The following is a 25,193-nucleotide window of genomic DNA, read 5'->3' on the forward strand; positions in this document are numbered from 1 at the left end:
CAGGACATTTTTAACTTATTTCTGGAGATATTGATGCTAAGTTTGAATTTTGAAGTTCCAGGGCACCCGGAAGATTATTATGAAATTAAAGAAAGAGATGATGGATTATTAATTTATAAACCGATTCGTTCTAAAATCAGAGGGCTTGCCAAAACACAATGTGACTATTTTGATTATATATCCTCAATAGGAGAGAACACCCATATAGCAACTTTGGAAAGTAATGACGCCATTAAGGATTTTTTTGAAAACGAACCGGAAGAAGCTCAGATCTCTATCTATAATACCCTCGCTGAAGAGTTTGACGTGATTACAGCAACCATTAATGAGAAAACTGCGGAAATTAACAAAGAAAACCAAAGCACAGAGCAGGCCGCAGAAAATATAGGCAAAATGATAGGTGCTATAATTTTGGTTGGCTTCGTCATTTTTATTTTTTCTCAGCTAACGTAAAAGATTGGATCGATTAATTGGCCACTAGCCAGCCAGCCCCGCAAAGAACCCCTCCAGCCCGGCACTGCTCTCTTCCTGTTCGGGCGCATTCCACTGGAGGATCACATCATCAATGCTTACCTTAGCGCCCTGCGAGTTGAGTACCGCGGCGGAAATTTGCGCCGCCTGAATATCGCCTCGACGATCGCTGATGGGGTTCTGGCGGTCAAATTCGATCCACATACGCAACTCGCTCGCCGTCATTGTCTGCTTCAGTTCGTGAAGCGTACGGCCCAGACGCAGCGCCAGCGTCATCAGGAAGAAGGTGCCGGGCTGGCTTACGGCTTTTCCACTTCGGCGGCCGAGGTGGTCAGATCGAGCGCCTGCTTAAGAAGGCGGGCATGCACCGGGCCGTAGAACTGTTCAACCTGCGCTTTATCTTCTTCGGTAAAGACCTGTGAACCGTCTTCTTCAAGGAGCACATCGATAAACAGCACCACATCAGCACTCTTGTTACGCAATGCGCGTTCTGCTGCCGTCAGCTCTTCTGGTTCGCCTTCTCCCTGCTTCGGGTTAAGCACCTGCTGCCATTCAAGCCAGGCCTGCGCTGATGGCTCACGCAGTTTTACCCTGGCGTTTTCCCACTCCGGAACGGTGACGGTTTTTGTGCGAAAGCCTGCCATAGGTGCCAACGCGAGCGAGCGAAGTGAACTCTGTGAAACCTGTTTTCCCATTTCATTTTTTCTCAGTTTGTAATCAGGAATAGCGGCTTTCGCCGCTGTTATTAGCCTGCAGAAGGTGCAGGAACGATCGGGACGGGCTTACCTTTGATGCGCAGCGTAAACGATGCGGTCACCACCCCGGCAGTGCCCAGGCTCCAGCTGTTCTGACGAACTTCAGCCAGGAATGCATAACCGTTGCCGGATGGGAAGATCACCTGAAAAGCGTGCAACGCATCAGTGTCGTAAGCGGTGCGTAATGTGTTCTGCCCCGCTTCATCAGCAGACCAGTTCCCGGAAACCGTCATTTCACCTGGCGCAGCCAGGCCATTCGTCATCTCCTGCTCGGTGGAGCAAAGGGTGGTGGTGTCGATATCCGATTTCTGCCCGCCGGTATAGCTGAGTTCTTTGGTCGAACAGTCAATGGACTGCCAGGTCGCACCGGTGGGATTAGGCACCGTTGCCGGATCGGCTGAAACGTTAATTTTCGTTCCCTGCGTTTTTTCGTACTTTGAGGACATAGAGAGCTCCGGATATAAAAAAAGCCGCCCGGAGGCGGCAGAGTGGATTATTGCCAGATCTGAACTTCCAGCGTGGCGCGGTACAGCGCAGTATCAGGCTCGTATGCGTTAATCTCGTTCAGACCAACAGGATGCAGATCAGTAAGAGCTGATTTAACCTGCTCGCGCAGCGTGCGGGCGTCGTCAATCGAACTGGCCCAGGCATCCACCTGAACCGTGCAGGCGGTTTCTGCCGGTCCGCATAAAACATCTTCGCTGGCAGACGAGGGCAGAAGGAAAACCACCCACGGGGCTGCTGTGCCCTGCGGGGCGACAAACGGGAAAACATTGCCGCCTGCCAGTGCACCGAGTCGCGCGTAGATATCAGCCTCCGTCATTTCGCCAGCACCTCATCGATCGCCTGATTCATTCGCCGAATAGCCACCTGCGTAGCCTCTTCCTGCCGGGTATCGAAGGCCGGACGCACAAAAGGGTGCGCCGGCATAGCTGATGTACCAAGCTCAACAAAGCGCCAGTAAAAGGCGTTACGCGGGTCAGAAGCTTTCATGCTGTTATCGCTGTTGTTGGTGCGCATATTGCGCCCGCGAATATGGACACCAGAGGAAATTTCACCGCGGCGGCGCCCTTTCTGGGTTACCACCACGACGTTTTTTTTCAGCTTTCCGGTTCGTACCGGGGCGCGCTTTTCCACCTCCTCTTTCAGAACCTCAGCACCGGCGCGGGTGGCATCACGCAAGACCTTGTTATTTTCCGCCCGGCTGAGCGTCTCCAGATCCTTCGCGATATCGGCCAGACCGGAAAAATCAAGACTCGTTGAAATCACTGTTTCACCCCCTTCTCGCAAAGCAATTCGAGCCTGGTGCCGTTCTCTGCTGAGATAGCCGACTTGATGTCATATATCTCACCGCCTCCGGTAGGCGGAAGATGAACGGCTCGCCATCCCGTGGTTACGGGAATGCCTGGATAACGACGCATCCAGATCCGGGTTGTGGTGCTGCTCAACTCTGCGCCGCCGTCCATCATCTCCCGGCCTGATACATCCGCGACTTCTGCCCGAACCGAAGCAACATCCACCCAGCCGGTTGCAGGCTGTCCGGACGGTAATCGCCCGGTTGCCGGTTTCTGAAGGATTACCCTGTGCCGCAGACGTCCCGCTTTCATAGGCCATAAATCCGGTAGGGTTGAAGGAGTGCTTCAGTAGAGAAAGCCAGCGCAGATGTCGTGCTGCCGGTGCTGACCGTTTCACGGTTGGTGTACCAGTGGGCAATCAGCATCAACATAGCCATTTCGACATCCTCGCCATAAAGCAGCGCGTCTGGATCGGCCATATAAAGCGGATCATCCGCCTTTTCATAAAGCCGGCGGCGGGTCCACGTTTCCACATACCGCGCAGCCGCCTTTATGCTGTTTTCTATCCAGTTGTCGTCCTCTGTAAAATCCGGCTCGATATTGCAGTGGTGCTTAACCTGCTCTTTGGTCAGCATGTGCGCCCCTTATTTGGCCTTGCCCTTTCCTTTCGGCTCAGGGTCTTTTTCCGGATCCGGCTTTTTGCCAGGCTCCTGAGCATAACCGCGCGCAACAAGATCACGACCGTGTTGCTCCAGCGTCTCGAACTCGGTGCCTTCGGTCAGCACGTTGCCTTCAAAGTAGATAGGCTTGATAGCGATCAGCTTCATGGCTGTCTCCTTAACGGAAAAAAGAAAAGCGGCCCGCAGGCCGCCGTTAAAGGTTACGCACCGCCACCCGCAGCCGGCGCAGTGAAGGAACCGTAGATAAACGCCTCAGGGCGCTTCACGGCCAGCGCCAGGCGCTCTTCACAACGAATCGAGATCATGTTCTTCTCGAAGTCATCGGCGTTTTCAGTGGAGATAACCACGTTGGCATCTTCACGGTCGAAGAGCTGCGCCGCCGCGTTGAAAGCACCGGTCAGGAACTTGCCCTGGAACGCTGCGGCCTCGGTCGCCACCACCGGCAGGCCCCACAGGGTCGGCCCGCTCAGCGCCGCCGGATTCGCCAGGATGTAGCGGCCCAGACTGTCTTTGGTGAGTTCAATCTTCGCCCAGTCGATGAAGTGCAGAACATGGCCGGACGCCGGGAAGCGCGCCAGCTGTGCCTGCAGCATCGCCAGCCGAAGCACGTCAATTCCGTTCTGTTTCTCGACTTCAAACGCGGCGCTGAAAGCGGACGCCTGCGGCACGATGCCTTTCAGATGCGCGCCGGTACCGTCACCGAACAGGATTTCCTGTTCTTCCACGTACTTCAGACCGTAACGCATTTCTGCGTCAATCGTGGACTGCAGCTGCGCGAAGTCGTCCAGGATTTGCTTGGATGCTTTGAACATGTGCGCGATGGTGGTGACCGGCGTGATCTGCGTGGCGAACTGGATATCGCTGTACGGCTTGGCGGTACCTTCCGGCACGACTTTCGCCGCATTGGTGAATCCGGTCTGCTGCACCCAGAAGATAGCCGGTGCGGAGGTGCGGCCGGGCGCAATCAGGTCGCGAATGAACAGGCGCTGTTTCGGGGCGGTGTCGATGCCCGGCAGACGCTGCGGCTCCACCACGCCTGTTGCCACGTCAGTTGAAATCAGCGCAGCGTTCACCGGCACGCTGACGCGCTTGCCACCCTCAATGCTGGCGGCGAACGCTTTAAGTGCTTCGCTGTTGATGACGGTCTGGCCGACGGTTTCCACCACTTTTGCGGCGTTTGCCAGCGGCATCTGGGCGACCTGCTGTTCGAGCTCACCGAGCGCCGCCTTAAGCGTCTTTTCCGCCTCTTTCAGGGCGTTGAATTCCGACGCCATTTTGTCGACGGTTTCTTTGGTTTCCGCCGACAATTTGCCGGTTTTCTGGGCTTCTTTCAGCGCCTCTTCTGCTTTGGCGTTGAATTTGCCGGTCGCTTCTTCAATACTGGCGCTAACCTTTTTCAGGATCTCATTTACTTCAGACATAACATCTCCGTATTTACTGGGCAGCCGCTGTCAATCCGCTCAGCGCGGCTTCCAGACGGTCAATGGTTTCTTTATGGATGGTGGCAGCGCTCGGCGTACCGTCAGGACTGGCAGCAGCGCCCGGCGTGCTGCCTGATAAGGCTTTAAGAAGTTTTCGCCGTTCAGAGCGTGGCGTATTCGCTTTCGCCAGCAGCGCATCGAGTTTACGCAGCGCTGCGGCGGGGCTTTCATCGTCGTCAGCGATTTCGTCGGCAGAAAGCAGACTGTCAGCAAAGCCCTTTTCTACGGCTTCGCTGCCGCCGATATAGGTTTCACCGTCCATCATTTTGTCGATGGTGGCGGCGTCCAGGCCGCTGCGCGCCTGATAGATATCGCTCATGGCTTTATCAAACGGCGCCATGTCGGCGGCAATCTGCGCCAGGTCGTGACGGTTGCCCATCGCGTAAACCCAGCAGTTGTGGATCATGAGGAACGCGCCGCGGCCTATCTGCACTTCATCGCCTGCCATTGCGATAATCGACGCCGCAGAGGCCGCCAGCCCCAGCACTTTCACGGTGACTTTGCCGTCGTACTCACGAAGCAGGTTGTAAATCGCCAGCCCTTCGAACATGTCGCCGCCGGGGCTGTTGATGTTGACTGTAACGTCTGCGCCATTAAGCGAACGAAGCGCACCGGCGATACGGCTCGCGGTGACGCCCTCGCCCCAGTAATCTGCGCCTATAACATCAAAAATCGAGATACTGTTATCGCCGTCGCGCGCCGCACGGATGCTCCCGTTCCAGCGCTCCATTGCCGCAGCGGGAAGGTCTGGTTTTTCGCGCGCAAAAGGTCGCCCCTCCGGCGCCGCCGGAAGGCTTTTGATTGTCATGGATGCTCCTAAGCCGCCTGTTTCAGCGGGGACTGTTCGAAGGGAATATCGGGGAAAACGTGACTGTGAAGCTGACGAAGCGCGGCGGCCTGCACTGCCGGGCTGTTCTTTTTGAGGTCCTCCAGCGGCGTCAGGTTCAGCTGTACCGTGTAAATATCTCCACCCTCAATGGGAGGCAGATTTTCCAGCCGACGCACATCATTGCGTGACATCCAGCCGTTCTGCAGCGCGCTGGTATAGTAGGCGGCGCGTCCTGCGCTGTCGGCACGAAGCAGCCCTTCGACAGAAAACTCGGCAAAGATGTCCTCTTCACCGTTCAGCAGGCAGCGGGAAATCTCCTGCTCAATATTGACCAGCAAAGGGCGCAGCGTGTGGGTCAGAAACTGCAGGTTCATCCCCTCCAGGCTTGATGCCCAGCTGCTCTGCTTAGAGGTATGCCCGACCATAAACGGCGGCACCCGGAACCAGCGGCAGATTTCCTCAATGCCAAAAGAACGCGTCTCCAGCATCTGGGCCGCTTCCGGATTCATCGTGACGTTCTGATATTTCAGACCGCCTTCAAGCACCATGATTTTCCCGGCATTCTTTGAACTGGTGAACCGTGCCATGTAGCTGCGCAGCCGTTCGCGTTGTTCTTCATCCAGCGGCATATCTGCTGAGAGAAAACCCGAACTCTGCAGGCCGTTCTCAAATATTTTGGCCGCCGACTCCTCGACCGCCATTGCAGCCCCAATCACATCGCGTCCGGAACTCAGCGGCATCATGCCGCAGACCCCGTCAAGACCGAAGCCGCGAATGTGCATCAGGTTCTTTTCCGCAATGACACGCGCCGTACCGTTCTCGGTGTAGGTGTACTCAAGCCTGCCGGTATCGAGGCGTTTTACCACCATGTTCTGGGGAAGCAACGGCACCAGCGAGACCAGTTTGTTGCCGATAAACAGCTTCTCCACGAAGGCGTTTCCACGAAGACAGATACTCGCCACCAGCATCAGCATAAACCGCGATGGTGTCATCTCCAGATTCGGACGGCGACAAAGTACCTGGTAAACCTGATTCTGTTGGGCCAGCCTGCGCGAGCCGTCAGGCTGCCGCTCGTAAATCTTCAGCGGTAGCGTTGATATTGACTCGCTCAGCAGCCGGACGCAGGCCCAGACTGCTGACAGCTGGATAGCCTTATCCGCAGTGACCACCTTCCCGCTGCTGCTCGTACCGTACCATTCCTGCCAGAACGTCCCGTTGGTCAGGCTGATGGGGACGCCCAGCCAGTTAAGCAGGGCGCTTTTCACCCTGCCCGGCTGCTTATTTTTCTTCATCAGAAACCTACCATGATGGGATTATCAAAGAAGCCGCTCAGGTCCTGCTGGTCATTGCCACCGTTAACGAGCAGACGACTCATCGCGGTGAACAGCGCAGCCGGACCATCAATCTTGGCCTCAGGTGTCGATTTGTTGGGAAAGATGTTGTCGTTACGATCCGGCTTCACCGTGACGTTCGACATCATCCAGTTCATCACGGGGTGATTGCTGTGGTGAAACCGGCCGCCGTAAACCAGCGCCTCAACCTCTTTCATGGCCTCGGAGAAATTGCGCACCGTCTGCGGCACTTCCACAAGGGGTAAACCCTCTTCAGCAAGCGCCAGACTGAACTGCGTCGCGCTCCACGGATCGAAGCCTATTTCTTTTAGACTTTCCCCGCTGACCCACTGCTGCAGCTCTTCTTTGATCTGCGCATGATCGATAACGTCGCCATCCGTCAGGATAAGTTTGTCGAGCTCAGCCCATTTCCGGTAGAGCTCGGCCATCTGCCGCGAACATTTTTCCAGCCGCCCCTCGGGCAGCCAGAATTTAAAGTCGGCGTGAACGTGACCATCAGGCGATCGCCAGGCTTTTACCGCAGCACAGATATCAATTTTGTTCGCCAGGTCGACGCCGACCCACAGCGGGTAAGTTTTCAGCTCATGCGCCGGCGCGATAAATTCGCATTTTTCCCACTTCAGCATGTCCATCCAGGAGGACTCCGCCGTCACCCAGATATTCATATGTTTAGTGAAGAAATTAACGCGTGCTGATACCTGCTCTTTTGCTTTCTTCGCAAGGCGGCGTAAATCGTCCCAGCGCTTGCAGATCCCCAGTCCGGGATTCGCCTTTTGCCAGACCGTTTCGTCGAACGGATCGTCGCCGTCGTCCAGCGTGTAGATGATGGCGAAAAAGGTATCGTCCTTAACGGCACCTTCCACCTCACTGTTAAAGCCGCGCAGCACCTTAATGGCGTAATCGCGCAACTCGTAGCAGATGCCTTCTTTGTTAAAGCCCGCAGTGGTGATACCAAACAGCAGGGACTGCAGGCGCGCACCGGTCGCCGTCTCCAGAACGTCCCATACGTCACGGGTTTTATGAGCGTGCAGCTCGTCAACAATGCCGCAGTGAATATTCAGGCCATCCAGGTTGTTAGCGTCACTGGAAAGCGGCTCAAATTTAGAGGCACTTTGCTCCTGATAGATAGCCAGCTTGTTGAACTCGAACAGGCGCCCAAGCGTCGGTTTCGCTTTTTTCACCATATTTTTGGCATCTTCGAAAACGATGCGCGCCTGATCGCGGGTTGTGGCCGCAGAGTAGACCTCGGCCCCACCTTCGCCATCCGCGCCCGTCATGTACAGGCCAATTCCGGAAGAGAGTGTGGATTTGGCGTTCTTACGCGCCACCTCGTTGTAAGCAGTACGGAACCGCCGCACCATTACCGGGCGGCCGCTGCCATCATTCCGCAGCACCACCCCGCCGGTTTCCTCATCAACCAGCGGAATAACGAAACCGTAAATATTGATAAGGATGAAAACATGCCAGTCCATCAGGGCGATCGGCTGCCCGGCCTGAGCGCCTTTCACATGCGGGATGAACTTATAAAAATTCAGGATGTGCTGGGCGCGGGGCTCGCTGAAAAAAATACCCCGCGCCTCGCCGTTTTGCAGATCGTCCAGAAAACGCTGGCAGGCCAGCCGGACGTATTCACAGGCAATAATCTCCCCCGCCACGACGCGTTCGGCGTAGCGGATACCATCGGCAACCTTAGCCATTAATCCCTCGCTTTCATGAACTCAGCCAGCGGATCAACCGCGTCCGGCGTCTTGGCGCTGACCTTCGACCGGCTGGCTGGCGTCATCCCGAACTCTGCCAGCATGGCGCGCAGCCGCTTCCAGGCATCTGCCTTCATCATTGCTGCCGGATGCGCCTTAATCAGTACATCCCCCGTCTGCGTTTCAGTCCGGTACGTATACCCCTCAATCTCCAGCGTGTCGCAGTGGTGCCGGTACTCGGTGTAAGCCTCGACCAGCAATTCGAGCGCGCGGGCATCCAGCTGCGAAATGACGCCGATGGCATCCAGCTCTTCAGCCATTCGCTTAAACCAGTACTTCGCCTGCTTGTCGAAATGCTTCGGGGTTGGGGGTACCCCTGCAGGAGGTTGCGGCTCATCTTTATTGATCGGGCGTTTTGATGGGTTGCCCCTTACCAAACGTAGATGGGTCGGGGTTTTCGGTGGTCCTGACATAATCGAAAACTCCTATTAATCATCGAGTGGGGGACCCCATAAAAAAGTTTTCTAACCTGCGGCGGTGTGAAAAAGGGTTAGGCGGCGGTCCTTTAGGCCTAAGGCCCTGAAGTTTTCACCCGCCCTCCCCCGCAAATGATAATTTATCTCATCTGAATAACTTATTGAGAATAATTCTCATTCAAATCGATTCGCACCGGGTTCTCGTTCATTTCCGCATCAAGGTTGAAGACGACAGTGATTGCCGGTCGGCTTGCTGCATCGGTGTCGATGGTGGTGCTCACCTGTTGGCTCAGCAGTTCGCCATCAACGGCGATGCCATATCCGATGAATCCAATGCCGCGATAAATATGAGCGAGTTGAGCGCGCTTATGCTTCATTTAATTCTCTCCGTTGCGGTCTTGCGTTTATGACAAGGACAACATAACGATCTCAGATTGCTATCTTCATCGGTGCCGCCGTGTGCTTTGGGTTTGATGTGATCAACGGTAGTGGCAGGGACTGGCCTGCCGTTGCGCAGACACTCCTGGCAGATGTGCCGATCACGTTTAAGGATGCGGGCGCGGATGATATCCCACTTACTGCCGTAGCCGCGCTGGTGGCGGCTCAGCCCTCGCTGGTGCTGCTGCCAGCCTTCATTACGGTGAGCCTCGCAGTAACCCGAACGGTCTGTAGTAGTGCCGGGACATCCGCGCTTGCGGCAAGCTCGAGGGATAGCGGATGGCATAGTGGTAGCTCCAATAAAAAAGCCACCAGCAAAACGGGTGGCTTCATGTTCATGACTGCTAAAGTTAAAGGTTTTTATTTATTCAGAAGCTGTTCAACGTTAATCAGTGCTGGTATGCCGAGGTGATTGCGCAGCTTATCAATCTGAGCAACAGTTTTCGGCCTCTCCGGTTTTGTTTCATATTGATAATAAAATTTAATTGAATTCACACCCCAGCATCTCAAAAGGATATATACGTATTAGTATCAATTTAACGTACAGGTTTGTTCAGATAACTCTTAGAACACTAACTGTCGCTTGTTATATGAAATATATAGACAACACTTATTACCAGCTTGTTAGTAGAGTGGCTCCTACGTATAAGCATTGCTGAACCTTCATGTGTGAGTGCTATAAATCTCATCCTCGCAAAACATGAAATCAGTGCAACATCATGGAAACAAGGCCAAAACTGCTTTTGCAATTAGTCGAATAACCAAAAAGCAGGATCTCCTGTTGTAGCCCCAGCCATGGGGCTTTTTTTTATCTTAAGCACTGCTCCCGAACATAAGCCTGCAATCCGCTCAACTGCCTGGTCACGGTCTCGATCCGCTCCCTGAGGGTGAAATAATCCCGTTCAGCGGCGTCAGTAAGTCGGGGGCTGGCTCCATCATCCACGCGGGTGGTGCCGGGCGCTCCCTGCGCGGAACAGGTGGCGTTGAGCTGCAGCCGCTTACGGCCAGCAGCCACATCGCGCTCAAGCTGAGCAATATTTTTCTGAGCATCCGCTAAGTCCTTCGTGTATTTGGCATCGAGAGTAGCCACATCCCGCTGACGGCGCTGCATATCCTCAATGTCATCTTTAGCCAGTTTTAATTCACGATTAACTTCGGTTAAAGATGCCTCAGCTTTTGTGAGCGAGGCCCGGTAATAAAGCGCAAATCCCACAGCGGCCAGGAAGAGTAGCGGCTTCCACCATGCCCGGACAAAGCCCCATAGCGCAGCCATCAGAGCACCCGGCGCGCTGCCGCATAGCGGGCCTGTCTGTCTTCCAGACCGTTCTGCCCACCGTTAATGATCTGCGTGACGCGCAGCAAATCGCCCGGATATTTCAGACAGCCTTTGCTGGTATAGAACCATGCTGCAGATCGCGCTGCGCTGGTGTCTTCGGAAAGCAGTTCCGGCGAGCTCACAAGGTCGAGTTTCAGCGCGGCGCCGCAATCGCGGTAATTCTCGAGCCCGGTGATCTGGATGAGCCCGCGTCCGCGATATTTCCAGCCATCACCCGGGGCGTTATTACCGAGACGCTTGCTGTAAACCAGATTGGCGATCGCGCGCTGGCGTTCAAGGGGCAGCACCTTTTCATACGTGCGGCGGCCCAGCGTGTTGGCCTGATCCTGAGTTAACCGGCCAGCCCGGACAAAATCATTAAGCGCTGCGATGCTGTAGTTGAAGCTCTCCACCAGCCTGGTAAAGCCAGTGCTTTCATGGCCGACCTGCGCAATGAACATTGCCTGATCGACCGGTGCAGTGATGCCGTACTCGCGCATCGCCGCATTAATGTGCGGGAACCAGCGCGCAGCCAAGCTGGCGCTTAAACCAGCCGCCCTCTGAAATTGTTGTTGGTTCATTCAGGCCTCAGTACATGGAAAAGGCGCGCCACGTTGCCCCGGGCACGGAACACGGCGGCGCAGATGATTAAGTTGATGATGACCGACGCCCAGTGTGTGTGGACGTAAAAGTCGAAGGCGTAGCGGAACGGCACCGAGGCATAGGCCAGAATAATCAGGTATGCCAGCCACGATGCCCACCAGCGATGACGTGCACCGGGCTTGCGGAACAGCATCAGCCTCAAAACAATGGCCGAGCACGTCGCCACGTTGGTCAGTACCAGCGGATCACTTATTACCATTGGCTCCCCCTCTCCACCGCTGGAACCACTGCGCGGGGTCTTGCTGGCTGGCGAACGTCAGGATTTTAATCGTCAGCGCAGAGAGGATAACGGCCCCCAGTGCATCAAGCGGCTTGTCGCTGTATTCCGTCCAGCTGGCAAGCTTGGAGCCCACCAGCCCCGCACCGTAAACGCCAGCGATGTACGAAACAACAAAATAGGCGGCGCGCCGGATCAGGGTCAGGTCTGCCGCGGTGGCAACATAAAAGACAGCACCGGCAAACGCGCCAAAAATTACGCCATAATCTGTGCCGGTCAGCAGTCCATAGATGCTTGCACCAGTAAGCGCAGCACCTGCCGCGACAGTTCCCGAAACCGGATCGGACATGTAGCCCCCCTCTATAGCTGTGTATCCTCTCCAAAGAGGGGAAAAGAAAAAGGCCCGCCGAAGCGAGCCATAAATAAGTGAGCCGATTCCTTGTGATATTCGGCTCTCTGTCTGAGCCGATTATTTCAGGCACAAAAAAGCCCGCTGCGATGGCGGGCGAATCGGTGTTCTCTTTCGAGTAGGTTTGCGTGCTGCATATGGTGCCGGTTAAAGGATTTGAACCTCTACCCGTTCGCTTACAAGGCGACTGCTCTACCATTCGAGCTAAACCGGCTTAATTTGGCGGGACAGCGTGGAATCGAACCACGATAAGCAGGTTAACAGCCTGCCGTAATAACCTTTATACGACTGACCCAAAAGAAAAACCCGCTACGGGCGCAAGCGGGTTTTGAACGGTGGATATACAATGCCCATCGTTAATGTCAAATCTAAGCAAAAACGGCAAACATTGCAAGCATCGTGATGCTAAATGTTGTGATTTATATCAAAATACCATTATTGGTTACACGTTTAAGCTGTGTATCGCTGTAGGTTTCCTCTTCAAAGCATTTGGTGACCAGACGCTCATAGAACGGCTTCCAGTTATAGCGCCATGTGCGCTCTGGCAGCGCAGGCAACTGAGCAAGGATGCCACGATAAGCAACTGAGGATTTCGGCCTGCTGTAGCCCCTTCCTTCACAGCGTTTGCATTCCTTATAAACCGGCACGCCCTGAAATTCGGTCTCTTTCCTGTCGAGGGTTTTCCCGGTACCGCCGCACTGGCAGCGCTTGCTGATTTTCCCGCTGCCCTTGCACTTGCCGCATAGCTGGTGGTCAACGTCTGTTACCTGGCGGAATTTTTCGAAGTCCGACGGTGATTGCCGCAGATCTTTAGCCCACTGCGGCAGACGCATCGTGTAATGGCTTTTCGTCACCGTGGTAGTTTTGGTTACCAGCCCCTTGCCGCTGCACTTTGGACACTCACAGGAATCAGCAGCTGATGAGGCGTAGTCGTTATAGGCGAACGTCGCGAGGACGCGCATGCAGAGGGGGAATTTCTTCCCGGCGGCGCGGCGTAGCGCCAGCGGGGCTTTTTCTTTGGCGTACTCGGCGAGCCAGGAGATTGCCGCTTCCCGGTCCTGCTGGCTTACAGCGGCTTTACCCAGGAACATAGCCAGGCCTATGCCCGCCTCGGCCTGAGTCATACCCAGCGCGGCCATAACATCCGTGACGGTTAACTGCTCGCTTGCTGTAGCGCGCGGGCTGTCGGAAATGTGCATCCCTTTCGGGGCGAAAAATTTAACGATGCTATCTAAGTTCATGCGGTGGTCTCCACTCCACTACGCCAGAACGCCGATTGCCAGCGCCCTGTCTAAAAAACGAAAAATCAGCTCAAGCTGAGAGCCGTATTTTTCTTCGAATGCCACGGGGTCCCGGTGAAGCTCGTCGTGATGCTTTCTGCACAAAGGCAACACAAAGAGGTCATGGGCTTTGGTACCCATTCCACCCTGCCCGTGGCCGATCAGGTGGTGGGGGTCGTCTGCCTGCTGGTTGCAGCATGCGCATTGCTGCGCTTTCACCCAGCGGGTGTACTTCTCGTTTTCCCATCTGCGGCGCTTAGGTCGAAGCATGTAGCTTTCCGGCGATTCCGGGTCAACCTTCAGCGCCAGCAGCTGCGGCGGCTGCTCCGCCAGCACTTCTTCGTTGCTCCTGCACTTCGCCGCGGCGCCAGCACGCCCTGTTTTTGCTCTGAGAATTTCCGTGACCGGTGCCGACGGCACGATATCGCTTTCGCGTGTTACCGAATGAATGGGCTCCGCCGGCAGCCGCAGTGCGCGGCGGGTGATGCTGTCCGGCAGCGCGTGAGTTACTTCCTCGCGTAGCGCCCACCAGCACAGTTCCGGCAGCGTAAGCTCATGCGAGTCATCGAATCCAAGCGCGCCGCGGGCCATCGCTATAACCCAGGCTACCACATTAACCCGGGCCATTTCTGCAAGCCGTTGCGTATGCTGGCCGCTCAGCACGTTATCGCAGTGCCAGCACACTCGGATCGCGCCGGGCGCATGGCGAAACGTCTTAAGTTCCTGATGGTGGTAATCGCTGTGCGGGTACTGGCAGCCGCCCTCCTGGTTCATCAGCCATCGCTCAAGTGACGGCACACCACCAGCTACGCGGATCACATCTTCATGGCTGAAGAAGCCCGCCAGCGCGGTATCTTCCGCCAGCGGCTGCCGTGCGGGCGGCAGCGCCCCGGTTGCCAGGTGCGCCATGCTGGCGGGCGGAAGCTCCACCAGCACGCGGCCGGAGGTGAAGATAGGCATCAGGTCAGCGCCCGGGCGCAGCAGCACGATCCCCATGCCGCGCGCAATTTCGGGAGTAAGTAAAGCTCTCACGTTCTCCCCTTAATGCACTGTTTCGAGCAGGCGGAACAGCTCCGGCGCCCGTGATTCAAAGAAATGCGGCTGCGTCTCGCGCGGGTTCGCCGGGCTGGTGATGTTCTTGCCGTACATGCACCCTTTCGCCGTCAGCGACCAGAATTTCTTAATGCCGTTAACACCGGAACGGCTCCGGCGCGTCTTCTGCTCCACAATGCCCAGCTTCGCCAGCTGGTGGTAAACCTGATTGGCGGTCAGCCGGATACCGTTAGCCTTCAACAGCGCGCTGAGTGACTGCGTGGGGCGGCTGCTGCCGTCCATCGCATCCACTGGCGCATCGATGGCGTACTGCGGTGCAAGGTTCGGCAGGCCTGCAGCCTCCTGGAGTTTCTGGCACGCACCGAGCACCGAGGAATTAGAAAGATTCAGCGAGCGCTGCATGAAATCGAGAAGGATCACGCCCGCCTGCATTTTGTCAGCTGCCTGGCTGATTGCCTGCTGGCTTACGGCAGCGTCAAACGTCCGGATCACCTTCAGGTTAAACTCGGGGCTAATCCACATCGCATAGGAGTAAACCAGCTCCTTGCAAACAAACGTCCCCTGACCTGCGCCACCCTTGATTACCGATACAGGGATTCCTGTATCGCTCAGTAAATGCACCAGTTCACCGGTCTGCTGGAGGTTGCGCCAGAGCGTTGGCTCATGACGCCGCTCGCCACCAGCAGCACGATGCAAATCGTTGAGGCAGTAGCGCCCCTCCGGATCACGGCGAACGGTCACACCATCGATTACCATTAACTGATTCATGCGTTTATCCACTTAGTCAGGCGGCTGCAACCGCCGGTTCGTATTTACTGATCGTGATTTCGACTTTCCCTTTCGGTGTTACCGGTCCCCACTCCACCAGCATTCTCTTTATCTGGCTGTCGTCCTCCCAGATACCCGCGTGGGTCAGCGCATCGAACAGCGCTTTGTTGTAGTTGTCGATATCGCGGCGCCGGGCGTCAGGCGGGAAAAGAAAAATCTCCACTGCCGCCGGCGCGCTGCTGGGTTTAGGCAGTTTGCGAAGCTGCTCGATAATCGCCGCGCATGCTTCACTCTGATAAGCCCGCCCTTTGGCACTGATGAGATGGCGACCAGCCAGCGGCCCTTTATTCGGGGCGCGCCAGTAGGTGTTAACGCTCGGGGGAAAAGGCAGGGTCAGCTTCATACAGAAACCCCGCGCGATTTGAGAAACGCGAATGACTTCTCCCAGGCTTGCTCTTCTCCAAGCACCATGGAGCGCAGAAGCGCTACGGCTTCTTCCTCAGCGCTCTGGCCGTTGATGGTTATGCCGCGCGCCACGCCCGGATCTACACTGATTGCGCCGCGACGCTGGAGTGAGCGCAGCATGTCGCCTGCAGCGTTCGGGGAGGTGGCCCCCATTAACTGGGCCACCTCTTTACGGGTCGGCGGATAGCCATGCTGGTTCTGGAAAGCCTGAATAAGCGCCAGCACCTCCTGCTGGCGGACGGTTAAGCGTTGAGAGTTGTTTTTCATGCAGCCTGCTCCTGCGGTCCAACAGATACAGGCTGACCGCTGGCTAACATGCGCTCCGCCTCGCGGCGAATCTGAGCAAGAAACGCGTCGCCGCGTGCTTCCAGCTCGTTGCGGCTGATGTAACTCATCGCCGGGCCGCGCCAGGTCTTATCGAATACCACCACCGCACCAGCGAAGAACGCACCGGACGGGATCTGCTTTTCGTCTTTAGGGACGAACCAGGACGGAAGATCGAAACCGATACGGCCACGGATAAAGGCGATGTGATCCGCGTCTTCCGGCCACCAGACCTCGCTGGTGGCCGCCTTAATCAAAAAGACGTACCGCCCGCCTTTTTCCCGCATCGCACTGGCGTGCTGCATGATGTAGCGCATGCCGGTGATGTAATCCCCGTCGTGCCGGGACGCGCGGCTGTAAGGCGGGTTGCCGAACGCGGCGCCATTGAGTTCATCCAGGCGCGCGGACCAGTCCCGCGTGAGCGCGTTATCTTCAGCGGTGTAATACGCCTCGCATTTTGAGTTCTCGCCATCCGAAAACAGGTCCAGAACCAGCGGGCCGAACATGGCGTTGATGCCCCAGAAGATGTTGTCAGGCGTGCGCCACTGGTCGCCGACTTCCTTAAGCTCGTGTGCCCCGCGGCTGCGCAGTTCGGCAAGCGCCTGGCAATAGAGGTTATGTGCCATCACTGCTCATCTCCTACGTAGTTCCCGGCCAGATACCAGGAGCGCTCTTTATGGCTGCTCACCAGTGCGAGACACTGACGGCGGCGGGTTGCGTAATGCTCACGCTGCTGATCTGTCTTTGACGCAGCCATCAGGTCAAGGCACTTATCGCCAGCGCGGCGGTAATAACCCTGGCTCAGCAGTCGCTTCAGCTCGACTTCCAGCATCTGGATTTTGTCGGAGGCGCACAGCGCACCCGGTGCATCTTCAGCGGCTGCGGTATACACATAACGGCCGTCTTCGAAGCGGCGAGTAACCTTTCCGGAAAGGTGCAGGCGACTCACTGAAGTGGTGAGGTTTGTCTTCGCTTCACCTTCAAAAGCCTTCATCAGGTCAGCGAACGCGATGGCCGGCTGCGAGATGATTGTTGAAAGAACCTGATCCTGTAATTTCATGACCTGAACCCCTCTGGCACCTTGCTGTAATCAACATCTGCATAACTGGCTCTGAAAGCCCCGTTGTCGCGCTGCTGGCGCAACTGCTCCCACTGCTCGCGTGCAGGACGGTTACGCCCGTTCCAGCGCGTCGCGCTCAGCAAATAGCCTTCGAACTTGCTCGGGATAAACAGCGTTTGCGGGCGCATGTAGTCGTACATGTCCGTGTCGTGCCAGTGCTCGTGCTTGTAGTCGACGACAAGCTGGAGGTCTGCCACGGTGTGACCCTCGCGTAGCCGGGCGCGGATGTTTTCGAGAGAAGATTTAGAGTTCTGGTAGCGGGCACCCGTTACCACGTTCAGATGTTTCAGAACCTCGATAGCCTGATCGGTAATTTCCTGTTCAGGGTCCGGTAGCGAAGCGCCCGGACAAGAAGGTTTTTTATCTGATGGATCTGGTTTTGAATTTACTGACGGATCCCCGCCAGATTCTGACGGGTCAAAACCGCCAGCCAGACCGGATTTTGACGCCTCAAATTTTGACGGGTCAGATTCTGATGCGTCAGGTTTTGACGTGTCAGAAACTGACAGGTGAGAAAGCGCAGCAGCCTGCAGCTTTGCCACGTTCAGGCGGTACACGTTCGAGGCGTTGCGGTTGCCGTTGCGGCGCTGCGTACGGGTAAGCCAGCCCTCTTTCTCCAGCTTCGCGATCGCCGTTCTGATGGTGCTCGGGCCTGCGCCAAGTTGACGCGCAATGGTTTCGATAGAAGGCCAGCAAACGCCTTCATCGCTGCTGAAGTCAGCAAGGCGCGCCATGATAGCGACGCTGGATAATTTCATGCCCGACGCTGCGCAGCCATCCCACACGTAGCCGGTTAACTTAGTGCTCATGCATCAACCCTTCTGAACTTCTCACGGAACCGCTCAACAGGCTGCATGCAGTCGTGCGGATAGCCGGCGCGCCGGAAGATAACCTGCCGTTTTTCGCGGTCGTAACCAACGACGTGGACTTCAACGCCGCGCCAGTCGCGGTACCGTCTGTCGAGATCTTGCATACGAGGTTCTTCGCTTTACGGTTGAATGCCCCCACGATGAGACGTGCGCGACTGTGGTTACATGGAACCCAGCGGCCTGATACCATGCGCTCATACCGAAACGACGGGGTGCCCTGCACAGGAATAGCCCGAAGTTGCGGTAAGCGGTTATTTACCGTTAAACTGTTCATGCGTTAGTTTCTCCACGAATACGACACGCCAAGGCGCCCGGAGCTGCACACTCGCGGGCGTCACTCTTTTCCGGCGCACAGAAAACGCGATACAGCAGCGTTAAATGCTCCTGCCACTTCGCCATTACCTGATAGCTGTTCTCTTCGATTTGAGCCCGTTCTGCCTGATCAATCACTCCATCAGCTGTAGCCTGTCTAACGAAACGCGAGTGCTCGCTGATCCACTCGAAGGTTTCCATCAGGCGCTGATTGATGTCGGCGTTATCCACATCCTCGATATCCACCAGCGGTACGTTCACGCTGTTCGACTGGCGTGAAACGGCGTCGGCGATGTGTTTACTATCGCTGGCCTGCTGGAGAACCATCGCCCAGCCCATCGGGAAGATCTGATCGCCGTCGGTGCGCAGCCGATTGAATAATGCATTCTCGGTTACACCCAACCATTCAGCCGCTTCGGCATAACCACCCGGCAGGCATGAGATTGTTTTCTTAATGGCTGCCACCAGCCATGCAGGCTGTTTCTCGACTTGCCAGTGTTTCTTATCCACGGTTAACCCCTTCTTGCTGTGGTTACTATTACGCCACCGTCTCGTTAGGCTTTGAGTAAAGGGCGGGTTCAACTTTTAACGCGCCTTTCGTTATGGTCTGGATTTCAAAAGCGCGACCTTTAGGAATGACGTTTCCCCAGCCAGAAACAGATGCGTGAGAAATACCTAAAATCCTTGCCAAATTGCTTACACCACCAAAGTAGGAAAGCACTTCATCTTTGTTCATACAGCCCTCTCATGTAGTTATTGGGAACACTGAGATAGTAGGATATCTTACATATGGAGGTCAAGGACTCCTACCTCAAAAGGTGGTAGGATTGCCTACATGAAAATGAATGATCGCATCCGTACGCGCCGAAAAGAGCTGAAGTTAACTCAGGCTGTTTTAGGGAAGCTTGTCGGCGTTAATCGAGTAACAGTAACTGGATGGGAATCTGGTGATTATGCACCTGGCGGCTCAAACCTTCAGGCGCTTGCCGCTGCTTTAAAATGCAATCCGCAATGGCTTATTGATGGTGCTGGAGATCCGGAAAGTGACGCCCCAGCCATGCGGCCAACAGATAAATTTGGAGTTAAGCAGATCCCTGTCTTGTCTTGGGTGCAAGCTGGTGAGTGGACTGAGTCCGGGATGTCTATAACGCAAGATGATATCCACGAATGGATATTCACTACGGCTAGCATTTCTGATGAAGGCTTTGCATTACGCGTTCGTGGTGACTCAATGACTAATCCGAATGGAGCCCCCAGCATTCCAGAGGGTTCTCTTGTCATTGTTGACCCAGACTACGGCAGCCCTTACGAAGTAAATGGACGGATAGTCGTGGCAAGGATTGACGGATCTACGGAAGCAACATTGAAAAAGTTTGTTATTGATGGCCCGCTTAAGTATCTCGTTCCACTCAATCCTAATTACCGAGTTCTTGAAGTCAACGGCAACTGCAGATTAGTGGGCGTCGTAAAGCAGGTTGTCACCGATCTCTAACCCTTTCGTACTAAGCCGCGTTCTGCGGCTTTTTATCACCCCTGAATGTAAGTTTTCCTACTTTTAATATTGACACCGCAAGGTAAGATATCCTACATTAAATCCATCAATAGCAAACAGGCGGGACGCCCACGAAGTAGCCACTCGAGGTTCAGTATGCAATTTGACAAAGAAAAGGTTTTCAAGACGTTCAACCTACCGCGTGAGGAATTTAGCGCGTTAGAGGCCGGGCCTAATGCTCACGCAGGAAACAGGATTGAGCTTTTTGTTAACGGGGCTCTGACGCAGACCTTAAACACAGAATCAGCGGTAACAGCCGATTACCTGATGTTTATGGGTGGTGTGGTTGAGGCGATGGAGAAAGATAAAACTTCGCTGGAGTCTGAAGCCAACAAAAGTGGTCGCACTCTGGCTACCGGATTTAGAGGGATTGGCTCTGTCCCTTTGGAATCAGTAGGCGTCCCAGAGGTCCTGGATAAATAGATCGACCTTTATCCACATGGCTCGACCTACGGTTTTAATGATGTGATTTGCGGTCTGATCGCTGATTTCAATGTCCCAGGAATCGTAATTTTTATCTGGGTACTCTTCGGCGAAGGTAGTCCGAATGCCGTGTCGGATATCAGCTTCTGAAAGTCCGCAGCCGGTATTAATCAGGCACTGGGTTAAAACATCTGAGCGCTTCATGAGTTATCACTATCAATGTGTTGGGGATTTCAGATTAACCGAATCCTTGTTGTTGGGGAATAGCAGGATCCACCGAGCCTGATGTGGTGAAAAGACAGGCGCACAACGGAAAGAGCACTGCCGAGCAAGGCATAAGAGCTGGTTCGATTCCAGACAGTCCCATTCAGTTGGGAGGGTTGGGTAGGGAAAAGGTCCGTTCGATTCGGACACCGGCAGTGCTCTCTCCGTTGTGATGTGTTCAAGCGAACTGCAGCGCCGGCCGACGCAAAGACCTGTAAATCGGCTGAGCCGCAACTACTGGCGGCCAAGACCAAAACAGAGCGGCAGGAAATAAGCAGGGGTAGCGCCCTGGTGTCACAACCAAAAAAAGCAGCAAGCGTGGTAGTAGGCAGTAGTTGGCGGCGTCTGAGCCTTTTTTATTTTCCGCGAGGACGCCGCAATTTTTTACGCAACACACAAGAGCATCGCCGGGCGACGGGTTCATAACCCAATCCACCCGGGCGGCTTCCTAACCGCAGGTGCTCTTCTGTGTTGTGTGGAGAAACTACCAGGCGGCCCGTGCAGGTGGCCGCCTCCCCTCTTAAGGAGAGAACAATGTTTAACCCGTTCTTCAAAAACCTCATCATCTACCGCCTTAGCCGCGACCTGGTGATCATCCGTGACGGCAATACAGATGAGCTGGCACGCCAGCTTGAGGCTTTTCGCTTTAAGCCGTGTGGCAGCCAGGATATGGCTCGTTCCGGCTGGGTATCGCCTCTGGGCCAATACTCAGACCAGCTCTTCCATCTGGTGAATGACCAACTGCTGCTCGTTATTCGTCGCGAAGAAAAAATTCTTCCTAATACGGTAATCGCTGAGGAGCTGAACAATAAGGTTTCTAAGCTGGAAGCGGATCAGGGCCGTCACCTCAAAAAAACAGAGAAGGACTCGCTGCGCGATGAAGTGCTTCACTCCCTGCTGCCGCGAGCTTTTACCCGTAGCAGCACGATCCGCATCTGGTTAAACCTCAGCGCCGCGCTGGTAATGGTTGACACATCCAGCGCCCGCCGCGCAGAAGACTCGCTGGCGCTGCTGCGTAAAACACTGGGCTCCCTGCCGGTGGTACCGCTGACTATGGAAACCCCTGTAGAGCTTACCCTCACCGAGTGGGTGCGCGGATCCGGGGCGCCATCAGGTTTTGCCCTGGGCAATGAAGCGGAGCTGAAAGCCATACTGGAAGATGGCGGCATTGGCCGGTTCAAAAAGCAAGAGCTTTCCAGCGACGAGATACTGAACCACCTGGACGCCGGCAAGGTAGTTACTCAGCTGGCGCTGAACTGGCAAAGCCGCATCGACTTCACGCTGAATGATTCTGGCGTCCTTAAACGCCTCAAGTTCGCTGATGAGCTTACACAGCAAAACGATGATATAGACCGCGAAGACGTGGCTCAGCGGTTCGACGCTGATTTCGTTCTCATGACAGGCGAACTTAGCAACCTTACCGAAAACCTTATTTCAGGTCTGGGCGGCGAAGCCAAACGATAACCCTTTTTAGGCAGCCCTACCCCATCTCGCATGGGTTGGGTTGCTGCAAGCCAAATTCAGCGCGGTGCAGCGCAAAGTTAAGTGGAGGAACATGCAGTGAATTACGAAATTACCCAGGAACTGGCTAAATCAGGCCACCAGCTGGCGGTGCTGCTGGGTACTCAGCACGGTATGCTGGATGCATCATCCCTTGTACAGCGCATGTCCGGACAGCTCGAAGTCTTAGCCGCAGTGCTGCGTGAGAAAACAAAGCGCAGCGACGCACTGGTAGCCGAAAACACCTTCCTGATGAACATGGCAGCAAGAGAGCTCAGCACCTCATGGATGTTTCATAAAACCATGCTCGGCGCGCAAGCGGCACTGGTATGCGTTGCGCAGGGAGATATCAAATCCGCCCGCAACTGGCTGGAAGGCACTACTGACGAAGCTGGCGCCGAGCTTCCGGACGATATCACTGTCGCAGGCCTTCAGCCATGGTTCGACAGCCAGATGGTCAGCAACGACGGCAAAACTGGTTTTTTGACACGCGACGAGGCCGAAAAAGCGATCCGAGCGGAAATCCCCGCCACCGAAGCATTCCTGCGCGAAGTGAAGTCTCAGGCGCGCCAGGAGGGCGCCTATTTCGTCGCTAACCGAATGCTTGCGGCTTGGGATGCAGGGTTCATTGAAGACACGGCGAAAAATGCAGCCGACATCGCGCGAATGATTATCACGTCAACTGAGTTTATGGCTGATGCACCGGATGGTGATTTTGACCGAGCATTCGCTGACAGCGTGCTGGCTGAGATTGCATCCGAGCTGCGTCAAGGCGGTGCCGCATGAACACAGCAAAACTGAAAGCGGTGCCGCGACATTCTGTAGACGGATATGGACGTCAGGATATTTCCTACAACGACCCGGAAGGGGAATTTGTTTTTTACAGCGATTATGAAGCGCTGAAAGATGCGCTGGAAGCCGCGCATAAGCGCATCGCTGAGCTTACAGATGCACTCAGGCAGGCAGTTAGCGGTTACAAGTCCTGTCTGCGAACGGGTCATGAACGAATTATTGAGCTTGGCGGCGAGTGTGACGCACCGGAAACGATGATTGCCGGTAACCCGGACATACGGCAGGCAGAAAAGGTTTTGGCGGTGGGCATCAATCTTGAGACAGGGGGTGAGTGATGCCGCTAACACACGATGAACTGTGCCAGATAGCGTGCCGATTTCTGCAAAACAACGGTTTCAAAGTGGCGTTCCACGACCGTTTCCGGGCGTGGACGAATACCGGCGAGCAGGCGGACGCAATAGGTTTCCGCAACGGCGCATCATGTCTAATCGAGGCTAAGTGCTCGCGGGCGGATTTGCTCGCAGACCGCAAAAAGCCGTTCCGTGTCAATCCGGAGCGGGGCATGGGCGACTGGCGTTTTTTTATCAGCGAGCCGGGGATTGTTGGGGTTGACGACCTGCCGCCAGGGTGGGGATTGCTACACGTCGTTAAAGGCCGGGTGATAAAGGTTCACGGTTGGCCGGTTGGCAATTGCGCCTGGTGCGTAACTGATAAGAAACCGTTTCGCGCTAACAAACAAGCCGAGTGCGACTATATGTTTAGCGCGCTGCGGCGCATGGATTTGAGCGGCCATCTTAAAGAGGTTTACGACGGCGTTATTGTTAATAGCGTAGAGACAGGGGGTGAAGCGTGAGCGTAGAACTGGTCGATAAACGCCGTCCGGGTCAGCGAATCGCCGGTCTCGGACTGGCTAACGGCACGTGGTTTGCAGTCCTGGACATTCCGGGCATGGAAAAGTTGGTCAATCAGCGTCACACCAACGACCCGCTGGATGTAACGCCAGCCAAAGCCAAAAAGATGGCGGATATCGTTGAAACGTGGACGCCGCCGGATGGATGGTCTGGCAGTGAGCCCGAAAAGATGAAGGGCTTCATCGTCGAGTTCCTTCGCGATTGCAACGGCTTCAGGAGCTACTAACCAATGACATTCACAAAAGAACAGCTGATCGCAGCAGCTCATGGACGCATCAATTTTGCCAATATGATGCTGTCCGATAACCCTGAGCCTCTCAAAGAGCGCACGTGGTCTATCGAACTGGAGCTGGCGCATATCGCTCTCGCGGCGCTGCGGGAGCGGGCGGAGCCTGTTGCGTGGACTGACGAGCAAGAGCTACGCGACGTTAACGAGCGCGGCTGCGGCTATCTGTTTACTGTTAACCCGATCACTCCGCACGCCGACCCACGCCGCGTCATTAAACTGTACGCCGAGCCGCCCGCGCCTGTTGCGCCAGCAGTACGGGCGGAGCCTGTCGCGGGCGAGAACCTGCCGTGTCCGTTCTGTGGCGGCGCGTGCGATCCGGCTGGGTGGCTGAGCGAGCAAACCAGCGGCCCTGAGTGCGAAAATTGCGGAGCGACGGCAGAAAATATCGAGGCGTGGAACCGGCGCACCGCGGCGCCAGCGCCCGCGCCGGTTGTGCCTGATGCATACGAAATAATTGCCGAAGCCTGGCGGTTAATTGATGGGATGAATCCCGAAACGTCTGACTGGCATACCGCAGCATCGCTCTATCTGAACGCCTGCCGCGCCGCCATGCTCGCAGCGCCCGCGCCAGCGCCGGGTAAGGAGGGGTGATGAACCACTTAATGATTGACCTTGAAACGATGGGCAACAAACCCACTGCACCTATCATCGCGATCGGGGCTGTGCTTTTTGATCCCTCCACTGGCGTGATGGGACCGGAATACTATGCCGTAGCGGACCTGGAATCCTCAATGGTTCGTGACGCAGTGGCAGACCCTGGCACTATCTTATGGTGGCTAAAACAGAGCGCGGAAGCGCGTGCCGCCATTACCAGCGATAACAGGGTGCACATCACTAATGCTCTCGGCGGGTTGATAAAGCTGATAGAGGACAACTGCGAGCCGAAAAGCTTACAGGTATGGGGCAACGGAGCGACCTTCGACAACGTTATTATCAGGGCGTCATTCGAACGACACGGCTTCTATTGTCCCTGGCAGTTCTGGAACGATCGGGACGTGCGCACAATCGTCGAAATAGGCCGCGCTGCTGGTTTTAACCCGCGTTATGAGATTCCCTTTGAAGGCGATTTGCATAACGCGCTGGCCGATGCGAAGCACCAGGTGAAATACGTATCAGCAATCTGGCAGCGGTTGATTCCTGCCACCAGCAACGACATTTGATTTGATCCGGGTGCAGCCGGTAAAGTGGAGAAT

Annotated in this window: 40 protein-coding genes and 2 tRNA genes; 10 read left to right on the top strand and 32 right to left on the bottom strand. The window is 55.4% G+C overall.

Features of this window, described 5'->3' with window-relative positions; genetic code table 11:
- The first annotated feature begins 33 nt into the window (after window positions 1–33).
- On the top strand, window positions 34–453 hold the full coding sequence (locus G6041_RS07200; RefSeq protein WP_080321982.1) for a hypothetical protein: 420 nt from the start codon (window positions 34–36) through the stop codon (window positions 451–453).
- Window positions 454–477: 24 nt separating this feature from the next.
- Here G6041_RS07200 and G6041_RS07205 read toward each other — a convergent pair whose 3' ends face one another.
- From G6041_RS07205 to G6041_RS07360, 32 genes are all read right to left on the bottom strand, one after another.
- Entirely contained in the window at window positions 478–747 is a 270-nt protein-coding gene (locus tag G6041_RS07205) for a phage tail assembly protein T (protein WP_080321983.1), read from the bottom strand.
- 23 nt (window positions 748–770) lie between these two features.
- A complete protein-coding gene (locus G6041_RS07210) occupies window positions 771–1,166 on the bottom strand; it encodes a phage tail assembly chaperone (RefSeq protein ID WP_075183725.1) in 396 nt (131 codons plus the stop codon).
- Between the two features lie 50 nt (window positions 1,167–1,216).
- Entirely contained in the window at window positions 1,217–1,672 is a 456-nt protein-coding gene (locus tag G6041_RS07215) for a phage tail tube protein (RefSeq protein ID WP_075183724.1), read from the bottom strand.
- A 47-nt stretch (window positions 1,673–1,719) separates the two neighbouring features.
- Window positions 1,720–2,049: a DUF3168 domain-containing protein gene (locus G6041_RS07220; protein WP_012124233.1), complete on the bottom strand. Its 330-nt coding sequence runs from the start codon at window positions 2,047–2,049 to the stop codon at window positions 1,720–1,722.
- On the bottom strand, window positions 2,046–2,495 hold the full coding sequence (locus G6041_RS07225) for an HK97-gp10 family putative phage morphogenesis protein (protein WP_012124232.1): 450 nt from the start codon (window positions 2,493–2,495) through the stop codon (window positions 2,046–2,048). The genes G6041_RS07220 and G6041_RS07225 overlap by 4 nt, the downstream gene beginning before the upstream one ends.
- On the bottom strand, window positions 2,492–2,833 hold the full coding sequence (locus G6041_RS07230) for a phage head closure protein (RefSeq protein WP_012124231.1): 342 nt from the start codon (window positions 2,831–2,833) through the stop codon (window positions 2,492–2,494). Before G6041_RS07230 ends, G6041_RS07225 begins: the two co-directional genes overlap by 4 nt.
- Complete coding sequence (locus G6041_RS07235) at window positions 2,830–3,156, bottom strand: head-tail connector protein (RefSeq protein WP_012124230.1); 327 nt, start codon at window positions 3,154–3,156, stop codon at window positions 2,830–2,832. The genes G6041_RS07230 and G6041_RS07235 overlap by 4 nt, the downstream gene beginning before the upstream one ends.
- Window positions 3,157–3,165: 9 nt before the next feature.
- The gene (locus tag G6041_RS07240) at window positions 3,166–3,348 is read right to left on the bottom strand and encodes a DUF7210 family protein (protein WP_012124229.1); all 183 of its coding nucleotides are present in this window, start codon (window positions 3,346–3,348) and stop codon (window positions 3,166–3,168) included.
- 53 nt (window positions 3,349–3,401) lie between these two features.
- Window positions 3,402–4,622: a phage major capsid protein gene (locus G6041_RS07245; RefSeq protein WP_166491649.1), complete on the bottom strand. Its 1,221-nt coding sequence runs from the start codon at window positions 4,620–4,622 to the stop codon at window positions 3,402–3,404.
- A gap of 13 nt (window positions 4,623–4,635) precedes the next feature.
- Complete coding sequence (locus tag G6041_RS07250) at window positions 4,636–5,490, bottom strand: head maturation protease, ClpP-related (RefSeq protein ID WP_166491650.1); 855 nt, start codon at window positions 5,488–5,490, stop codon at window positions 4,636–4,638.
- Between the two features lie 8 nt (window positions 5,491–5,498).
- Window positions 5,499–6,803, bottom strand: a complete 1,305-nt coding sequence (locus G6041_RS07255; RefSeq protein WP_166491651.1) for a phage portal protein — start codon at window positions 6,801–6,803, stop codon at window positions 5,499–5,501.
- Entirely contained in the window at window positions 6,803–8,560 is a 1,758-nt protein-coding gene (locus tag G6041_RS07260) for a terminase large subunit (RefSeq protein WP_166491652.1), read from the bottom strand. Before G6041_RS07260 ends, G6041_RS07255 begins: the two co-directional genes overlap by 1 nt.
- Window positions 8,560–9,033, bottom strand: a complete 474-nt coding sequence (locus tag G6041_RS07265) for a phage terminase small subunit P27 family (protein WP_041460442.1) — start codon at window positions 9,031–9,033, stop codon at window positions 8,560–8,562. The genes G6041_RS07260 and G6041_RS07265 overlap by 1 nt, the downstream gene beginning before the upstream one ends.
- 161 nt (window positions 9,034–9,194) lie before the next feature.
- Window positions 9,195–9,413: a hypothetical protein gene (locus G6041_RS07270; RefSeq protein ID WP_029590731.1), complete on the bottom strand. Its 219-nt coding sequence runs from the start codon at window positions 9,411–9,413 to the stop codon at window positions 9,195–9,197.
- Entirely contained in the window at window positions 9,410–9,760 is a 351-nt protein-coding gene (locus G6041_RS07275) for an HNH endonuclease (RefSeq protein WP_071886400.1), read from the bottom strand. The genes G6041_RS07270 and G6041_RS07275 overlap by 4 nt, the downstream gene beginning before the upstream one ends.
- Window positions 9,761–10,282: 522 nt before the next feature.
- Window positions 10,283–10,747, bottom strand: a complete 465-nt coding sequence (locus tag G6041_RS07280; RefSeq protein WP_032983575.1) for a lysis protein — start codon at window positions 10,745–10,747, stop codon at window positions 10,283–10,285.
- A complete protein-coding gene (locus G6041_RS07285) occupies window positions 10,747–11,370 on the bottom strand; it encodes a glycoside hydrolase family 19 protein (protein ID WP_029590671.1) in 624 nt (207 codons plus the stop codon). The genes G6041_RS07280 and G6041_RS07285 overlap by 1 nt, the downstream gene beginning before the upstream one ends.
- Entirely contained in the window at window positions 11,367–11,651 is a 285-nt protein-coding gene (locus G6041_RS07290) for a phage holin family protein (protein ID WP_007710540.1), read from the bottom strand. Before G6041_RS07290 ends, G6041_RS07285 begins: the two co-directional genes overlap by 4 nt.
- On the bottom strand, window positions 11,638–12,018 hold the full coding sequence (locus tag G6041_RS07295) for a phage holin family protein (protein ID WP_007747946.1): 381 nt from the start codon (window positions 12,016–12,018) through the stop codon (window positions 11,638–11,640). Before G6041_RS07295 ends, G6041_RS07290 begins: the two co-directional genes overlap by 14 nt.
- Before the next feature lie 198 nt (window positions 12,019–12,216).
- Window positions 12,217–12,292: transfer RNA gene (locus G6041_RS07300), tRNA-Thr, on the bottom strand.
- 6 nt (window positions 12,293–12,298) lie between these two features.
- Window positions 12,299–12,373, bottom strand: a tRNA-Asn gene (locus G6041_RS07305).
- Window positions 12,374–12,497: 124 nt separating this feature from the next.
- Window positions 12,498–13,319: an antitermination protein Q gene (locus tag G6041_RS07310; protein ID WP_029590676.1), complete on the bottom strand. Its 822-nt coding sequence runs from the start codon at window positions 13,317–13,319 to the stop codon at window positions 12,498–12,500.
- 18 nt (window positions 13,320–13,337) lie between these two features.
- A complete protein-coding gene (locus G6041_RS07315) occupies window positions 13,338–14,390 on the bottom strand; it encodes a DUF968 domain-containing protein (protein WP_029590678.1) in 1,053 nt (350 codons plus the stop codon).
- Window positions 14,391–14,399: 9 nt separating this feature from the next.
- Window positions 14,400–15,179: a KilA-N domain-containing protein gene (locus G6041_RS07320; RefSeq protein ID WP_029590680.1), complete on the bottom strand. Its 780-nt coding sequence runs from the start codon at window positions 15,177–15,179 to the stop codon at window positions 14,400–14,402.
- Window positions 15,180–15,195: 16 nt separating this feature from the next.
- Complete coding sequence (locus tag G6041_RS07325; RefSeq protein ID WP_029590682.1) at window positions 15,196–15,582, bottom strand: RusA family crossover junction endodeoxyribonuclease; 387 nt, start codon at window positions 15,580–15,582, stop codon at window positions 15,196–15,198.
- On the bottom strand, window positions 15,579–15,911 hold the full coding sequence (locus G6041_RS07330) for a LexA family transcriptional regulator (protein WP_029590685.1): 333 nt from the start codon (window positions 15,909–15,911) through the stop codon (window positions 15,579–15,581). The genes G6041_RS07325 and G6041_RS07330 overlap by 4 nt, the downstream gene beginning before the upstream one ends.
- A complete protein-coding gene (locus tag G6041_RS07335; RefSeq protein WP_075183714.1) occupies window positions 15,908–16,594 on the bottom strand; it encodes a phage N-6-adenine-methyltransferase in 687 nt (228 codons plus the stop codon). The genes G6041_RS07330 and G6041_RS07335 overlap by 4 nt, the downstream gene beginning before the upstream one ends.
- Complete coding sequence (locus G6041_RS07340; protein WP_014728438.1) at window positions 16,594–17,028, bottom strand: PerC family transcriptional regulator; 435 nt, start codon at window positions 17,026–17,028, stop codon at window positions 16,594–16,596. The genes G6041_RS07335 and G6041_RS07340 overlap by 1 nt, the downstream gene beginning before the upstream one ends.
- Window positions 17,025–17,897, bottom strand: coding sequence for a conserved phage C-terminal domain-containing protein (locus G6041_RS07345; protein WP_075183712.1), 873 nt, complete (start codon window positions 17,895–17,897; stop codon window positions 17,025–17,027). The genes G6041_RS07340 and G6041_RS07345 overlap by 4 nt, the downstream gene beginning before the upstream one ends.
- The gene (locus G6041_RS07350) at window positions 17,894–18,061 is read right to left on the bottom strand and encodes a DUF4222 domain-containing protein (RefSeq protein ID WP_014728436.1); all 168 of its coding nucleotides are present in this window, start codon (window positions 18,059–18,061) and stop codon (window positions 17,894–17,896) included. Before G6041_RS07350 ends, G6041_RS07345 begins: the two co-directional genes overlap by 4 nt.
- A 166-nt stretch (window positions 18,062–18,227) precedes the next feature.
- Window positions 18,228–18,779 (bottom strand): YmfL family putative regulatory protein, encoded by a 552-nt coding sequence (locus G6041_RS07355; RefSeq protein WP_032983592.1) that lies wholly within the window; start codon window positions 18,777–18,779, stop codon window positions 18,228–18,230.
- A gap of 28 nt (window positions 18,780–18,807) precedes the next feature.
- Entirely contained in the window at window positions 18,808–19,005 is a 198-nt protein-coding gene (locus G6041_RS07360; protein ID WP_032983593.1) for a Cro/CI family transcriptional regulator, read from the bottom strand.
- 99 nt (window positions 19,006–19,104) lie between these two features.
- Here G6041_RS07360 and G6041_RS07365 point away from each other — a divergent pair, with 99 nt between their 5' ends.
- The 9 genes from G6041_RS07365 to G6041_RS07410 all read left to right on the top strand — a co-directional run bounded on the left by G6041_RS07365 (window position 19,105) and on the right by G6041_RS07410 (window position 25,160).
- Window positions 19,105–19,761, top strand: coding sequence for a LexA family protein (locus G6041_RS07365; RefSeq protein ID WP_032983594.1), 657 nt, complete (start codon window positions 19,105–19,107; stop codon window positions 19,759–19,761).
- Between the two features lie 156 nt (window positions 19,762–19,917).
- Window positions 19,918–20,244 (top strand): hypothetical protein, encoded by a 327-nt coding sequence (locus tag G6041_RS07370; protein WP_012124205.1) that lies wholly within the window; start codon window positions 19,918–19,920, stop codon window positions 20,242–20,244.
- 798 nt (window positions 20,245–21,042) lie between these two features.
- Window positions 21,043–21,972: a recombination-associated protein RdgC gene (gene rdgC, locus G6041_RS07375; RefSeq protein ID WP_166491653.1), complete on the top strand. Its 930-nt coding sequence runs from the start codon at window positions 21,043–21,045 to the stop codon at window positions 21,970–21,972.
- A 96-nt stretch (window positions 21,973–22,068) separates the two neighbouring features.
- Window positions 22,069–22,794: a hypothetical protein gene (locus G6041_RS07380; protein WP_259340361.1), complete on the top strand. Its 726-nt coding sequence runs from the start codon at window positions 22,069–22,071 to the stop codon at window positions 22,792–22,794.
- The gene (locus tag G6041_RS21310) at window positions 22,791–23,135 is read left to right on the top strand and encodes an ead/Ea22-like family protein (RefSeq protein WP_208089837.1); all 345 of its coding nucleotides are present in this window, start codon (window positions 22,791–22,793) and stop codon (window positions 23,133–23,135) included. Before G6041_RS07380 ends, G6041_RS21310 begins: the two co-directional genes overlap by 4 nt.
- Window positions 23,135–23,653, top strand: coding sequence for a hypothetical protein (locus tag G6041_RS07390; RefSeq protein ID WP_166491654.1), 519 nt, complete (start codon window positions 23,135–23,137; stop codon window positions 23,651–23,653). Before G6041_RS21310 ends, G6041_RS07390 begins: the two co-directional genes overlap by 1 nt.
- Window positions 23,650–23,937: a DUF7739 domain-containing protein gene (locus G6041_RS07395; protein WP_166491655.1), complete on the top strand. Its 288-nt coding sequence runs from the start codon at window positions 23,650–23,652 to the stop codon at window positions 23,935–23,937. Before G6041_RS07390 ends, G6041_RS07395 begins: the two co-directional genes overlap by 4 nt.
- 3 nt (window positions 23,938–23,940) lie before the next feature.
- Entirely contained in the window at window positions 23,941–24,591 is a 651-nt protein-coding gene (locus tag G6041_RS21390; RefSeq protein ID WP_243759913.1) for a hypothetical protein, read from the top strand.
- Window positions 24,591–25,160: a 3'-5' exonuclease gene (locus G6041_RS07410; protein WP_075183705.1), complete on the top strand. Its 570-nt coding sequence runs from the start codon at window positions 24,591–24,593 to the stop codon at window positions 25,158–25,160. The genes G6041_RS21390 and G6041_RS07410 overlap by 1 nt, the downstream gene beginning before the upstream one ends.
- Window positions 25,161–25,193: the final 33 nt, after the last annotated feature.

The organism is Cronobacter sp. HA18003 (genome assembly GCF_011605905.1).
Lineage (GTDB): Bacteria > Pseudomonadota > Gammaproteobacteria > Enterobacterales > Enterobacteriaceae > Cronobacter > Cronobacter sakazakii.